The organism is Allobosea sp. GW821-FHT03A12 (assembly GCF_058986765.1).
On sequence record NZ_JBYSVZ010000004.1, the window covers coordinates 702,055 to 715,970 of the forward strand.

Annotated in this window: 11 protein-coding genes, 1 tRNA gene and 1 pseudogene; 2 read left to right on the plus strand and 11 right to left on the minus strand. The window is 67.2% G+C overall.

Going from position 1 to position 13,916, the window contains the following annotated elements:
- Position 1: 1 nt before the first annotated feature.
- The 9 genes and pseudogenes from AC3WLC_RS17560 to fdnG form a co-directional block, all read right to left on the minus strand.
- Positions 2-379, minus strand: a complete 378-nt coding sequence (locus tag AC3WLC_RS17560) for a hypothetical protein (RefSeq protein WP_493685183.1) — start codon at positions 377-379, stop codon at positions 2-4.
- 76 nt (positions 380-455) lie between these two features.
- A tRNA-Sec gene (locus AC3WLC_RS17565) sits at positions 456-551 on the minus strand.
- Between the two features lie 108 nt (positions 552-659).
- Positions 660-2,546, minus strand: a pseudogene (gene selB / locus AC3WLC_RS17570) (selenocysteine-specific translation elongation factor); the annotation flags it as partial.
- Positions 2,479-3,222, minus strand: coding sequence for a tetratricopeptide repeat protein (locus tag AC3WLC_RS17575; protein ID WP_493685184.1), 744 nt, complete (start codon positions 3,220-3,222; stop codon positions 2,479-2,481). The gene AC3WLC_RS17575 and the pseudogene selB, both read right to left, overlap by 68 nt.
- On the minus strand, positions 3,209-4,615 hold the full coding sequence (gene selA, locus AC3WLC_RS17580) for an L-seryl-tRNA(Sec) selenium transferase (protein ID WP_493685185.1): 1,407 nt from the start codon (positions 4,613-4,615) through the stop codon (positions 3,209-3,211). The genes AC3WLC_RS17575 and selA overlap by 14 nt, the downstream gene beginning before the upstream one ends.
- A 25-nt stretch (positions 4,616-4,640) precedes the next feature.
- The gene (gene fdhE, locus AC3WLC_RS17585; protein WP_493685186.1) at positions 4,641-5,561 is read right to left on the minus strand and encodes a formate dehydrogenase accessory protein FdhE; all 921 of its coding nucleotides are present in this window, start codon (positions 5,559-5,561) and stop codon (positions 4,641-4,643) included.
- A gap of 71 nt (positions 5,562-5,632) precedes the next feature.
- Entirely contained in the window at positions 5,633-6,328 is a 696-nt protein-coding gene (locus tag AC3WLC_RS17590) for a formate dehydrogenase subunit gamma (protein WP_493685187.1), read from the minus strand.
- Positions 6,312-7,232 (minus strand): formate dehydrogenase subunit beta, encoded by a 921-nt coding sequence (gene fdxH, locus AC3WLC_RS17595; protein ID WP_493685188.1) that lies wholly within the window; start codon positions 7,230-7,232, stop codon positions 6,312-6,314. Before fdxH ends, AC3WLC_RS17590 begins: the two co-directional genes overlap by 17 nt.
- A 10-nt stretch (positions 7,233-7,242) precedes the next feature.
- Positions 7,243-10,326 (minus strand): formate dehydrogenase-N subunit alpha, encoded by a 3,084-nt coding sequence (fdnG, locus tag AC3WLC_RS17600; protein WP_493685189.1) that lies wholly within the window; start codon positions 10,324-10,326, stop codon positions 7,243-7,245.
- Between the two features lie 515 nt (positions 10,327-10,841).
- On the opposite strand from fdnG, the gene AC3WLC_RS17605 reads away from it, so the two are divergent.
- Complete coding sequence (locus AC3WLC_RS17605) at positions 10,842-11,639, plus strand: SDR family NAD(P)-dependent oxidoreductase (protein WP_493685190.1); 798 nt, start codon at positions 10,842-10,844, stop codon at positions 11,637-11,639.
- Between the two features lie 46 nt (positions 11,640-11,685).
- Complete coding sequence (locus AC3WLC_RS17610) at positions 11,686-12,135, plus strand: MaoC family dehydratase (protein ID WP_493685191.1); 450 nt, start codon at positions 11,686-11,688, stop codon at positions 12,133-12,135.
- Positions 12,136-12,153: 18 nt separating this feature from the next.
- On the opposite strand, the gene AC3WLC_RS17615 is transcribed toward AC3WLC_RS17610, so the two are convergent.
- Together AC3WLC_RS17615 and bdcA are read right to left on the minus strand one after the other, a co-directional pair.
- On the minus strand, positions 12,154-13,071 hold the full coding sequence (locus AC3WLC_RS17615) for a LysR family transcriptional regulator (RefSeq protein ID WP_493685192.1): 918 nt from the start codon (positions 13,069-13,071) through the stop codon (positions 12,154-12,156).
- Between the two features lie 126 nt (positions 13,072-13,197).
- Positions 13,198-13,911 (minus strand): SDR family oxidoreductase, encoded by a 714-nt coding sequence (bdcA, locus tag AC3WLC_RS17620; RefSeq protein WP_493685193.1) that lies wholly within the window; start codon positions 13,909-13,911, stop codon positions 13,198-13,200.
- Between the last annotated feature and the right edge of the window lie 5 nt (positions 13,912-13,916).

Genomic DNA, 13,916 nt, shown 5'->3' on the forward strand with positions numbered 1-13,916 from the left:
TTCACGCCTCCGCCACCTGCAGGCGCCGACCCCAGACGTCGAAGAACTCGCCCTTGTTGAGCACGAGCCGGTCCTGATCCAGCGCCGCCTCGAGCTCGCGCAGCCGGGCACGCGCGAGCTCGTCGGGAACCAGCCCGCCATCCTCGCGCGTCGGGAAGAAGGCTGCGCCGTCCCAGCTCACGCCGGCGCCGCGCAGCAGCAGCACGATGTCGCCCCAGTCAAGCTCGTCGCCGACCACATGGACGAAGGTCGAGCGCAGCGGCTCCAGCCTCGGCTCGGCGATCCGGACGAGCACGATCAGCGCGGTGAAATGGCCCTTGCGGAGCATCTTCCCGAGCCAGCGCTCGAAATCCGTGCCGAGGCCCCTAGGCTTCGACACGCAGGTTCTCCGGGATGGAGCGCTCAAACAGCGCGCAGGATTCGCTGCCGGTCTGCGTCATGGCCCCTCAGTGAACTGGCGGAAGAGAATGGGAGTCGAACCCACCAGAGACCGTTTGACGGCCCCTCCCGGATTTGAAGTCCGGACGCCCCACCGGGGACGCTTCTCCTCCAGCTGGCACCTCCGGCCGCGGCCCGAACAGGTCGAGCCGTTGCCGGTTGATGCGCCTGAGATCGCCGCGGCGGATTGTGACGCCATGGCGATCGAAGAATTCCAGGATCTGGATCGCGACCTTGCGGCCATTGTCCAGCCTGTCGCGGAACTGCGCAGCGTTGAAGCCGGCGGCATCGGCAGCTGCGAGCTCGGCCGCGATCCCGACCATCTCGGAAACCGTATCGCGCAGGAAGAAGTGGTCAAGCGCGACCTCGTGTACGTCGCCGCGCCGGCCGGCGAGGCGGAAGAGCCGGCGGATATCTTCCTCGCGCCGGCCGAGCAGCTGGCCGATATCGCGCACGCGCGGCGGCCGGAAACGCTCGCCGGCTCCGATCAATGGCGCGATGCGGCTCCAGAGCGCCTCGTCCTCCGGCGTCAGCCTGATCTCGTGCTCGGGCCGCCTGATCCAGGAGCCGATCACGACCAGCTCACCGGCTGCCGCGAGCTGCGCCAGCGCCGCGCGGAACAGCGCGGCCGGCAGGCGCGGCTGGAGCGAAAGGCGCAAACGCTCCAGCCCCATGCCCTGCTGGTCGGGGTTTTCGAGGTGATAGACCTTCAGCGCCTCGACCAGCGCCCGGGAGAAGCGCTGCCAGACGTCCGGCAGCATCGTCGCGGCACCGATCCGCACCAGCCCCAGCCGCCCGGCCAACGCTTCGGCTTGTGCCGGGCCGAGTGCACGGTCGCGGGCGAAGGCGTCGAGATCGACATGATACGGCGGCGCATCGAGCAGGCCCCGCAGTGCCTCGGCATGGTCGCTCCCGGCGAGGGCGACGAGTTGCGCCTGGCGTTCCGGGCTGCGGCGCTTTCGTTCCGGCGCGCGCAGATCGAGGAAGCGGCCGCCGCCGAGCGTCCGCGAGGCGCTGGTGTCGCGCAGCACGAACCGGTCGAGCGCCGCGGCCGCGATCGGCGTCTCCAGCACGAGCTGGACCAGCCCGGTCGTACCGGGCGAGACCTCGTCGCCGAGCAGGACGATGCGTGCGCCGGTTTCGCTGGAGCCATGGTGCAGCCGCACCGGCTGCCACGTCGCAAGCGGCTTCTTCTCGGAGGCGAGCACCGTCAGCTCGGCGTCGATCCGTGTTGCCGGCGCGTGCAGAGCGGGCGAGACGATCATGTCGCCGCGCAGGATCGCGTCCTTCGAGACGTCGGGACCGGCGAGGTTGAGCGCGCAGCGATTACCGGCCGCGCCGCTTTCGGCCGGGCGGTTCTGGGCATGGATCGAGCGCACGCGCGCCGCGATGCCGGAGGGCGAGACCGTGACGCTGTCACCCGCCGAGACCGTGCCGGAGAGCACCGTGCCGGTGACGACCGTGCCGGCCCCGGGCAGCGTGAAGCAGCGGTCGACGGCGAGCCGGAAGGCGCCGTCGCTGCGGCGCAGCTGCGCCGCCTGGGCAAGCTCGCGCAGCAACTGCGCGAGGTCATCGACGCCGTAGCCCGTGACCGTCGAAACCGGGAGGATCGGCGCGTCCGCGAATTGCGTTGCCGCCAGCAGCGCCGCGATCTCTCCCTGCGCCTCGGCGAGCCGCTCCTCCTCGACGAGGTCCGCCTTGGTCAGCGCCACCACCGCGCGCTCGATCCCGAGCAGGCGGGCGATGTCGAGATGCTCGCGCGTCTGCGGCATCACCCCGTCATCGGCCGCGACGACCAGCAGCAGCAGGTCGATGCCGGAGGCGCCGGCGAGCATGGTGTGGACCAGCTTCTCATGGCCGGGCACGTCGATGAAGCCGACGATGCGGCCATCGGCCAGCGGCCAATAGGCGAAGCCGAGCGCGATGGTGATGCCGCGCTCCTTCTCCTCCTTCAAACGGTCGGTGTCGACGCCGGTCAGCCGCCGCACCAGCGAGGTCTTGCCGTGGTCGATATGGCCGGCGGTGCCGATGATCATCGGCTCAAGCCTCCGCCGGGCTGACGGCCACGCGCGCGGCCTTGACGAAGGGCGCGGCGAGCAGGCTGCCATTGCGTTCCGCTTCGAGCAGCAGCGCCAGAGCCCGGGCCGGATCCTTGTCGACCCCCTGCCCCAGCAAGGTGGCGGCACCGAGCATCGCCATCGCGTCGGGATCGCCGGCCTCGCTGCCGCGCCGCCACCACTGCGCGGCGAGCCCGGCATCGCGTTCCACGCCGAGCGCATCGTGATGGATCATGCCGAGCCGGGTCATGCTGCTGGCAACGCCGGCCTCGGCCGCTCCTTGCGCCCAGCGCAGCGCCTCCGGCCGATCCGCCTCAAGCCCGGTCTCGAGCAGCATCCAGGACAGCATGTCCTGGGCTGGCGCGTCGCCCTGTTCGGAGGCGAGGCGATAGAGCCTCATCGCCTCTTCATTGTCCTGCGCGATGCCCTCACCCTTGAAATGCAGCGTCGCGAGGTTGCGTTGCCCGACCGGGTCGTCGCTTTCGGCCGAGAGCGTCAGCCAGCGCAGAGCGAGAGCCGGATCGCGCTCGACGCCGAGTCCCTCGGCGAAGCACGCCCCGACATTGTTCTGGGCGCGGGCGACGCCGGCATGGGCGAGCGGCCCCCAGATCGCCAGCGCGGCGCCATGCTCGCCGCGCTCGACCGCCGCGGCCGCCTCGGCCATCGCCGCGCCAATATCGGCGGGAGCGGCCTCCCCCTTGCCGAGCAGGCGGTCAAGCCAGCGCATGGTCCGCTCCCGGCTTCAGCTGGCTCAGCTGGCTCGCAAAGGCCGCCTCGTCCTCCAGGCAGCGCAGATCGAAGAGCAACGCTCCTTGCGAGATCCGGCCGATCACCGGCAAGGGCAGAGCGCGGAAGGCCGCGGCGAGCCCCTCGACCGCGGAGCCCGACGCCTTGCCGGCAGGCTTCAGCGCCAGCCCTGCGCTCGGCAGCGTCTCCAACGGCAGCGCGCCTGAACCGATCTGGCTGGAGCAGTCGACGATCTCGACGGTCCAGCCGGAGCCGACCGCGCCGGAGAGCGCCGGCAGCAGCCGCTCGGCCAGGGCGCGCAGCTCGGCGGCGGAGCGGGTGAACAGGCGCAATGTCGGCAGGCGCTGTGCCAGCCGGTCGGGATCGCGATAGAGCTTCAGGGTCGCTTCGAGCGCGGCCAGCCTGAGCTTGTCGAGCCGGAGCGCCCGCTTCAGCGGGTTCTTGGCGAGCTTTGCGACGAGGTCCTTCCGACCGGCGACGATGCCGGCCTGCGGGCCGCCGAGCAGCTTGTCGCCGGAGAAGGTGACGAGATCGGCGCCGCCCTTCAGCGCGTCCTGCACCGTCTTCTCATGGCGCAGGCCCCAGCGCGCCAGATCGACCAGCGTGCCGGAGCCGAGATCGTCGACGAAGGGGATGCCGTGCTCGCGGCCGAGCTTGGCGAGCTCGGCAGGCGACACCTCGGCGGTGAAGCCCTGGACGAGATAATTGGAGGTGTGGACCTTCATCAGCAGCCCAGTCTGCGGGCCGACCGCCTCGGCATAGTCGCGCAGATGGGTGCGATTGGTGGTGCCGACCTCGCGCAGCATCGCTCCGGCGCGCGCCATGATGTCGGGCATGCGGAAGGCCCCGCCGATCTCGATCAATTCGCCACGCGAGACGATCGCCTCGCGCTCCCTGGCGAGGGTGTTGAGCACGAGCAGCACGGCCGAGGCATTGTTGTTGACGAGGACGGCATCCTCGGCCCCGGTCAACTCGCGGATCAAGCCGCGCACATGCGCATCGCGCTCGCCGCGCTGGCCGGTGACGATCTCGTATTCGAGATTGCTCGGCGCCCGCATTGCCGCCACGACGGCCTCGATCGCCTCCTCGGCCAGCAGCGCGCGGCCAAGATTGGTATGCAGCACGGTGCCGGTGAGATTGATCACCGGACGCTGCGACGGCCGCTCCTGCTCCTCCAGGCTCGCCAGCGCCCGCTCGGCGATGGCCTCGACCGGAACCGCCGCCACGCCCTGGTCCCGGCGCAGGCGCTCCAGCACCTGCCGGACCGCTCCCGTCGTAGCCTGCCGGCCATGGCGAGCGATCGCCAGCTCGCAATGCGGGCTGCGCAGCACCTCATCGACCGATGGCGGGCGGAAGCGTTCGGGCCTGTTCATCAGCTCCCTCCGGGAGACAGGATGGTCAATATCCCAGCAGGAATGGGTTCACGCCGGCACGCCGCCAGCCTGCCTCGGAGACGAGGATGTCGAGCCCTAGACTCGCGACATCGTCGGCCACCGCCTCCAGTTCGGCGTCCTTTCGCTGGTTCAATATCTTCACATAGGTTCTGCACTCGTCACAGGTCTCGGCCTTGATCGTGTCGGCGATGCCCTCGATCGCCTGGTAGTTGATGCCCTTGGTCGAGCCACAGGAGACGCATTTCACCCGGACATGGTTCCATTGCGCCGCGCAGAGCGAGCATTGGACATAGCGCACCCCGTCGATGTCGATCGTGGCGACGATGGTGCTCGTCACCGGCGGGCCGCCGCAGCATGGGCAGACGCCGTCGGCGACCGGCTGCGGCAGCAGCGGATCGAGCCCGGCCGTGCGCCTGGCCGCGACCACCTGAAGCGCCGCGGCTGCGAAGATGTGGTCGGCGACGGTCTCGGCCGGCACCGCATCGCTGAGCACGGCGGCGAACATGACGCGCCGGCCCTCCTCGTCCGCGGCTTTGGCGCGGCCGAGCGCCTCGCGCGCGAGCTCGGGCATCGCGACCTCGTCCATCAGCGCGATCAGCCGCGTGAAGCAGGCGGCGGCAGCCTTGTCCTCGGCCAGATCCTCGCGCGGCACGGGCGGCATCGCGTTGGCGGCGCGGCGGCGTTGCTCGCCAGGCAAAGGCAGCGCGGGCATATCGACCTCGCCCACCAGCTGGTCCTGCGCCCGTGATAGCGCCGCAAGGAAGCGCAGATAAGGTTCGAGCTGGTGACCGGATGCGAGCGCCTCGAAACGCATGGCGCGCAGGCCGAAGAGCGATCGCGGCTCGGGCAAGCGCAGGAATGGCGGCTTGTCGCGTTCGGCGATGCCGACATCCTCGAATGTCGCAAAGCCCTGGTCTTCACTCATCAGGCACAGACCTTCCGAACCACACGGGTCACGTCGGTAAGCAAGGCGGCCCGAGCCGCCTCGCCAGTGTTCTACTCGGCCGGGCGCGCATTGTGCCGGCGCGGCGGCGTCTGGCGCTCGTCGATCACGCCCTCGCGCGCCTCGCCGCGCAGCCAGAGCCGATGATGACGATAGGCCCAGCCGCCGGTGACCTTGCCCTCGGTCATCGCGCTCATCGTGCCGCGCACATAGAAGCCGGCATAGATGTGGACGATCACGACGAGCAGCATGGCGACCGCCGCCAGCGCGTGGACGATATGGCCGAGACGCTGCTGCTCGATGGTGAAAGTCGCGCCGAAATGCTCGTACCAGATCACGATCCCGCTCGCGAACAGGACGATGATCAGCAGCGTCATCGACCAGAAGACGAGCTTCTGCGCGCCATTGTACTTGCCGATCTCCGGCAGGTTCTCCTCATGGCCCGACATCACATCGCCGATCTGGCGCATCCATTGCGTGTCGACCTTCGCCCAGAAATTGTAGCGCACCATCTGGATGAACAGGATGGTGAAGCTCGCCAGCAGGACGACGCCGAGCCAGGGGTGCAGCCAGCGCGTGTTCGAACCACCGCCGAAGAAGCTCGACAGGAAGAACAGCGAGGGGTGGAACAGCGCCGCGCCGCTGATCGCTAGCAGGATCAGCGAGAGCGCGGTGACCCAATGGTTGACGCGGACCCGGCCGGGATAGCGGTCGACGGTCGTGCGCGCTTCTTCACGCCTTACGGCCACTGGCGGCCTCCTCGTCGATCAGATGCTCGGCCTCACGGTCCTCCGCGCGGCTGACGTCGTTGCGCCTGGCCACCGTCGCGTGGACGAAGGCGAAGGCGGCGGCGAAGCCGACCGCCGCCATGCCTGCATATTTGGTCAGCCCCTTCCACAGTTCGACCACCTGGCTGATCCGCGGATTCTGCGGCAGGCCGGCATAGAGCTGCGGCTGATCGGCATGATGCAGCACATACATCACATGGGTGCCGCCGACGCCGGGCGGATCATAGATACCGGCATTCTTGAAGCCCCGCGACCGAAGGTCGGTGAGCCGCGTTTCGGCGTAGTCCAGCATCGCCTTCTTGGTACCGAACACGATCGCGCCGGTCGGGCAGGCCTTGGCGCAGGCCGGCGCCTGGCCGACCGAGACGCGGTCGGAGCACAGCGTGCACTTATAGGCCTTGTGGTCGGCCTGGCTGATGCGCGGGATGTTGAAGGGGCAGCCCTTCACGCAATAGCCGCAGCCGATGCAGTTCTCCGAGACGAAATCGACGATGCCGTTGTTGTACTGGACGATCGCGCCAGGCGAAGGGCAGGCCTTGAGGCAGCCCGGATCGGCGCAATGCATGCAGCCGTCCTTGCGGATCAGCCATTCGAGATTGCCGCTCTGCGGGTTCTCCCATTCGGTGAACCGCATCAACGTCCAGGTGTTCGGCGTCAGATCGTGCGGGTTGTCGTAGACGCCCCGGTTGATGCCGATCTCCTCGCGCAGATTGTTCCACTCCAGGCAAGCCGATTGGCAGGCCTTGCAGCCGATGCACTTGGAGACGTCGATGAGCTTCGCCACCTCGAAATCGTGGCGAACGTCGGGGGGCCGGAAATTGGTGGCCGAGATCCGGGCGAAGTCCTGACTTTGCAATCCTGCCATCGCCGCCTCCCTAGCTGACCGCCGGTCCGTTGGACGGCTCGACATTCACCAGGAACGCCTTGAACTCGGGCGTATCGGTGTTGGCGTCGCCGACGAACGGGGTGAGGCTGTTCGGGCCGAAGCCCTTGCGTGCCGCACCGGTGAAGCCCCAGTGGAGCGGGATGCCGACGATATGGACGGTCTTGCCGTCGCAGATCAGCGGCTTGATGCGCTTGGTCACCACCGCCTTGGCGTAGACCGAGCCGCGGTTGGAGGAGACCTTCACCCAGCCGCCCTTCTGGATGTTCTTCTCCGCCGCGAGCTGCTCGCTGATCTCGACGAAGAACTCCGGCTGCAGCACCGCATTGACCCAGACATGCTTCGTCCAGAAGTGGAAGTGCTCGGTCAGGCGGTAGGAGGTCGCCGCATAGGGGAACTTGTCGGAAGTCCCGAGCGCGGCGAGGTCGTCCTTGAAGATGCGCGCGGCCGGGTTGCCCCGAATCTTGGGCGCCATCAGGTTGACCACGGGGCTTTCGAACGGCTCGTAATGCGCCGGGAACGGGCCGTCCCGCATCAGACCGCGAGCGAACAGGCGGGCCGATCCTTCTGGGTTCATGATGAACGGGCCGACATCCCTCGGCTTGGCGTTCACCGCGATGTCCGGCACGTCGTATCCGGTCCAGGCCGTGCCGTTCCACTCGATCAGCTTGCGCTTGGGATCCCAGGCCTTGCCGTCGAGATCGGCCGAGGCGCGGTTGTAGAGGATGCGCCGGTTGGCCGGCCAGGAGAAGGCCCAGTTCGAATAGGCGCCGGTGTTGCCGGGATCATTGGTGTCGCGGCGGGCCATCATGTTGCCCCGCTCGGTCCAGCAGCCGGAATAAATCCAGCAGCCGCAGGCGGTCGAGCCGTCATCGCGCAATTGGCCGAAAGTGTCGACCTGCTTGCCCTTCTCCAGCACGACCTTGCTCGGATCGGCCGGGTCGGTGACGGTCGAGACGACGTAGCCGTTAAGCTCCTTGGCGATTTCGTCGGGCTGCGGGTCCTGCGGATCGCGATAGGGCCAGTGCAGATTGACGATCGGGTCGGGGAAGGCCCCGCCCTCCTTCTTGTAGAGCTCGCGCAGCCGCAACTGCAGCTGTGCCATGATCCAGGTGTCGGTCTTCGCCTCGCCCGGAGGTTCCTGCCCCGGCCAATGCCATTGCAGCCAGCGGCCGGAATTGACCAGCGAGCCCTCGTCCTCGGCGAAGCAGGTCGTCGGCAGCTCGAAGACCTCGGTCTTGATCGACTCCGGCTTGACGTCGTTATGGACGCCTTCGTCCTTCCAGAAGCGCGATGTCTCCGTCTGCAACGGGTCCATCACCACCAGGAACTTCAGCTTCGACAGCGAGGCCGTGATCTTGCCGCGGTTGGGCGCAGACAGCAGCGGGTTGAAGCCCTGGCAGAAATAGCCGTTGACCTTGCCCTGGTGCATCAGGTCGAAGGTGCGCAGCATGTCGTAGCCGGATACGTCGAGCTTCGGCAGCCATTGATAGGCGAAGTCGTTCTCCGCCGTCGCGGCCGGGCCCCACATCGACTTCAGGAAGCTCACCATGAACTTCCTGTAGTTCTGCCAGTAGCTCATCTGGTTCGGCCGCAGCGGCTTGAAGCCGCGCGTCGACATATAGGCGGCGAAATCGGGCTCCCTGTCCTTCGGGATCGCCAGATAGCCTGGGATCAGGTCCGACATCAGGCCGATATCGGTCAATCCCTGGATGTTGGAGTGGCCGCGCAGCGCATTCATACCGCCACCGCGCACGCCGATATTGCCGAGCAGCAGCTGCACCATCGCCATGGTGCGGATGTTCTGCGCGCCCTTCGAGTGCTGGGTCCAGCCGAGCGCGTACATCGACGTCATCGTCTTGTCGCGCGCCGAGCACTCCGAGATCATCTTGCAGATCGCCAGGTACTTGTCCTTCGGCGTGCCGCAGATGCGCTCGACCATCTCCGGCGTATAGGCCGCGACATGCTGCTTCAGCAGCTGATAGACGCAGCGCGGGTTCTGCAGAGTCTCGTCGACCTGCACATAGCCGTCCGGCCCGAGCTCGTATTCCCAGCTGGCGCGGTCGTAGTCGCGCTTAGCCTCGTCATAGCCGGAGAAGAGGCCGTCCTGATAGCTGAAGCCCTCCCTCACGATATAGGGCGCGTTGGTGAAGGCGCGCACATAATCGTGCTGGATCTTGTCGTTCTCGATGCAGTACTTGATCACCCCGAGCAGGAAGGCGATGTCGGTGCCCTGCCGGATCGGCGCATAGAAATCGGAGACCGAGGCCGTGCGCGTGAAGCGCGGATCGACGACGATCAGCTTGGCGCCGCGCTGGGCCTTCGCCTCAGTGACCCATTTGAAGCCGCAAGGATGCGCCTCGGCGGCGTTGCCGCCCATGACGATGACGAGGTCGGTGTTCTTGATGTCCGTCCAGGAGTTGGTCATCGCACCGCGACCGAATGTTGGGGCCAGACTGGCCACCGTCGGTCCGTGTCAAACGCGCGCCTGATTGTCGAACGCCAATATCCCGAGACTTCGCACCGTCTTGTAGGTCAGAAAGGCCGTTTCGTTGGTGGTCGCCGAAGCCGCCAGGAAGCCGGTGGTCAGCCAGCGGTTGACGGTCACCCCGTCCTGGTTGGTGGCGACGAAGTTCTTGTCGCGATCGTCCTTCATCAGCCGGGCGATGCGATCGAGCGCCTCGCTCCAGCCGATGCGGCGGAACTCTCGCTCGCCGGGGCCGCGATATTGCGGGAATTTGGTGCGGGTCTCGGAATGGACGAAGTCGAGCAACGCCGCGCCCTTGGGGCAGAGCGTGCCGCGATTGGTCGGATGATCCGGATCGCCCTCGATATGGACGACGGCGGAATGGGCGTTCTTGGACTTGTCGCCCAGGCTGTACATGATGACGCCGCAGGCGACGGAGCAGTACGGACAGGTATTCCGAGTCTCGGTGGTCTGCGCCAGCCTGAACGGGCGCACCGCCTGGGCGAGCGCCTCTTCCGGCCCGCCGAAGCCGAGTGCAGCGATGGCCGAGCCGGCTAGTGCGACCCCTCCCCCTGCTAAAAATTGGCGGCGTGATAGCTCCTTCAGCATCTCATACCTCCCAGAGGGCGCATGTCGCCATTCTCTCAATTTGGAATAGTGAGACTCTGGGAGTACGGCGTCAAGGCGACACTTTGGCAGGCGCGCCTAAACCATCGTATGCAGTGCGATGGAACGTCGCAGGAGCAATATTGCACCGCAACAAAACTGTATTGCGGCGCTCATGGCCTTATGGAACGGCGCCACTGACTTGGCAGACCGTCTTCAGTTCTGAAGATCGCGCAGCGACTATTCCGCTCGGGGCAGGATGATGCCTTAATAAAGTCTACCGGGAGACCGGTCTCGAATGGTCGGACCGACATCAACTTCGCCCTCCTGAGGCCGATGCGAATCCCAAGCCGGTATCGTCCCGGGTCGCGAAGAGCTGCCCCTCCCCCACCTCCTCTGCGTTTTGAGAGGCTGGCTTTCATTCTCGCTGGCTGCCGGGCGCAATCCGGCAGGCCTAGCTTGCTCCCCATCACGGCACGCCGCACCGCGTCGCCGCTGGATCAACGAGGAGAGCAAACATGTCGGACGTATTGGGAACTGCCGTCGTCACCGGCGCATCGAGCGGCATCGGGGCGGTCTATGCCGACCGCCTTGCCGAACGGGGTTATGATCTCGTTCTGGTCGCGCGCAGTGCCGACAAGCTGGCGGACGTCGCCAGCCGGATCAGCGCGAAGACCGGGCGCAAGGTCGACATCCTGCCGGCGGATCTGGCCGACGCGTCGGATCTCGCCCGTGTCGAGGCCTTCCTGCGGGAAACCCCGGACATCACCCTGCTGGTCAACAATGCCGGCCTCGGCGGCGCGCTGACGCTCGTCGACTCCGATGTCGACCAGATGACGTCGCTGATCGCGCTGAACGTCACCGCCCTCACCCGCCTGACCTATGCGATCGTTCCGCAGTTCATCGGACGCGGCGCCGGCATGATCGTCAACATCGCCTCGGTCGTGGCCATCAACCCGGAGCTGCTGAACGGCGTCTACGGCGGCAGCAAGGCCTTCGTCCTCGCCTTCAGCCAGAACCTGCAGCACGAGCTCGCCGGCACTGGCGTCACCGTGCAGGTCGTCCTTCCCGGCGCAACCGCCACCGACTTCTGGGCGATCGCGGGCCGGCCGGTCGAACATCTCCCGACCGAGATCGTGATGCGCAGCGAGGATCTCGTCGATGCCGCGCTCGTCGGGCTCGACCGCGGCGAGTTCGCCTCGATCCCCTCCCTGCAGGACGACACGCTCTACGATGCCTACGAAGCCGCTCGGCAAACGATGATCGGCAAGCTCTCGACCGCCCACCCCGCCCCCCGCTATCGCAACGCGGCCTGACCGCCCGGCCAGGCGACGATGGCATCGAGGACGAGGTGTTTGAACAATGACCAAGTTCTATCTCGAGGATCTCCACGCGGGGCAGACATTCGTCAGCGGCTCGCACGCGCTCGACGAGGCGCAGATCAAGGCTTTCGCCAGCGCCTTCGATCCGCAGCCGTTCCATCTCGACCATGAGGCGGCGAAAGGCACGCTGTTCGGCGGCCTCGCCGCCAGCGGCTGGCACACCGCCGCGATCACCATGCGCCTGAACGTCGAGGCCGGCCTGCCGCTCGCCAACGGCATCATCGGCGCCGGCGGCGAGATCCAATGGCCGGCCCCGACACGCCCGGGCGACATCCTCCATGTCGAAAGCGAGGTGAAGGAGGTCGTCCCCTCGCGCTCGCGCCCCGATCGCGGCATCGCCACCATCGTCAGCAGGACGCTGAACCAGCGCGGCGAGGTCCTGCAGATCCTGACCGCCAGGCTGGTCGTCTACCGCCGGCCGGCAGGCTGAGCGACTGAGCGCGCCCGATCAGTCATCCTGCGGGGACGCGGCAAGCTCCTTCAGGGCCTGCCGCAACCGCGGCACCATCCAGTCGATGAACACCCGCACCTTGAGCGGCAACAGGCCCTGACGCGCATAGATCAGGTGGACCGGGAAGAGCCGCTTCTCATAGGCGTCGAGCAGCGAGACCAGGGCGCCCGAGCGTAGCTCCCTTGCGACCTGATAGCGAGGAGCCCGGATGATGCCGGTCCCGCGCAAGGCGGCGGCAAGGGCTGCGGTCGCCGTGTTCGCCCGGACCCGGACATCCGGCTGCGCGTCAACCTTCAGACCGTCCTCGTGATAGGTCCAGCCCGGCTGGGTGATATGCCCGAAAACCACGCCGTCATGGCCGGCGAGGTCTTCCGGCCGCGCCGGATGGCCCTTGCGTTTCAGATAGTCCGGGCTGGCGCAGGTCACGAAGCCGAACTCACCGAGCTTGACCGCATGCAGCGCGCTGTCGGCAAGCTCGCCCAGCCGGATGCCGACATCGACATGCTCGTCGACCAGGCTCACGGCGCGGTCGAGGCAAAGCACGTTCAGCGTGATCTCCGGGTGCTCGCCGAGGAAATCATAGGCGAGCGGCAGGATGTGGTCATGGCCGAACGAGATCGGCATGGTCACCGTCAGGACGCCCCGCGGTGTCTCGTATTCGCCCGAAGCCCGCTGCTCGGCATCGTCGAGCTGCGCCATGATCTGGCGGGCGGCATCGACATAGTCGCGGCCTGCATCGGTGAGCTGGATATTGCGGCTGGTCCGGACCAGGAGCCGCGTGCCGAGATGGCGTTCGAGCTCCGCGACTTTCCGGCTGACGCTCGGCAGCGGCGCGTTCAGCTTGCGGCTGCCGGCCGACAAGCTGCCCGCGTCGACCACCGCCAGCAAAACCTGCATCGCATCGAAGCGGTCCATCTGAGCCTGACACCTTTGCGCTGTGGCGACCGTCAGCTCGCAGCAAAGCGCCGATCAGACACTGCGCGTCGATATGACCTCTCTATTGGATTGGCCCGATTCCGCTTCAATGCAAGGCTCGGTCGCTCACGCTCCGAAACCGCCATCGATGGTCTGCATCGAGCCCGTGATCATCGCGCCATGGGGGCCGGCGACATAGGCCGCGAGCTCGGAGACCTCATCGGCCCGGGCATGGCGCTTGATCGCCATGAAGCTGTGCATCGTCGCCGCCATCGGCCCTTCGGCCGGGTTCATGTCGCTGTCGGTCGGGCCGGGCTGGATGCTGTTCACGGTGATGCCGCGCTCGCCGAGATCGCGGGCAAGGCCGCGCACCATCCCCTGCATCGCCGACTTGGTCAGGGCATAGGCGGCGCCGCCCGCGAACGGCATGCGGTCGGCATTGACCGATCCGATCACGATGATCCGGCCATTGTCGTTCATCGTCCGGGCCGCCTCGACCGAGGCGTGATAGGGCGCCCGGACATTGACGTCGATCATCCGGTCGACGCTGTCGGCATCGAGGGTCAGGGGATCGCCCAGCACCAGCGTGCCGGCATTGATGACGATCACGTCCAGCGCGCCGCGGCCGGCGACCGTCGCGGTCAGCTCGGCCCGATTGGCGCTATCGGCCCGGATCGCCTCGGCACCCGTCTCGGACGCCAGCGCGTCGGCCGCATCCTTCGAGCCGGCATAGGTGAAGGCGACCTTGCCGCCGCCCCTGGCGAAGCGCCGCACGATCGCGGCCCCGATCCCCCGGCTGCCGCCGAGAACGAGAACATTCTTTCCGGTGAAATCAGTCATCATCC

What these genes read in the sequence shown, in the direction of transcription:
- fdxH (WP_493685188.1), bottom strand. Translation starts at nt 7,232, where the DNA reads ATGGCAGGATTGCAAAGTCAGGACTTCGCCCGGATCTCGGCCACCAAT.
- AC3WLC_RS17615 (WP_493685192.1), bottom strand. Translation starts at nt 13,071, where the DNA reads ATGGACCGCTTCGATGCGATGCAGGTTTTGCTGGCGGTGGTCGACGCG.
- selA (WP_493685185.1), bottom strand. Translation starts at nt 4,615, where the DNA reads ATGAACAGGCCCGAACGCTTCCGCCCGCCATCGGTCGATGAGGTGCTG.
- AC3WLC_RS17610 (WP_493685191.1), top strand. Translation starts at nt 11,686, where the DNA reads ATGACCAAGTTCTATCTCGAGGATCTCCACGCGGGGCAGACATTCGTC.
- AC3WLC_RS17605 (WP_493685190.1), top strand. Translation starts at nt 10,842, where the DNA reads ATGTCGGACGTATTGGGAACTGCCGTCGTCACCGGCGCATCGAGCGGC.
- fdhE (WP_493685186.1), bottom strand. Translation starts at nt 5,561, where the DNA reads ATGAGTGAAGACCAGGGCTTTGCGACATTCGAGGATGTCGGCATCGCC.
- bdcA (WP_493685193.1), bottom strand. Translation starts at nt 13,911, where the DNA reads ATGACTGATTTCACCGGAAAGAATGTTCTCGTTCTCGGCGGCAGCCGG.
- AC3WLC_RS17575 (WP_493685184.1), bottom strand. Translation starts at nt 3,222, where the DNA reads ATGCGCTGGCTTGACCGCCTGCTCGGCAAGGGGGAGGCCGCTCCCGCC.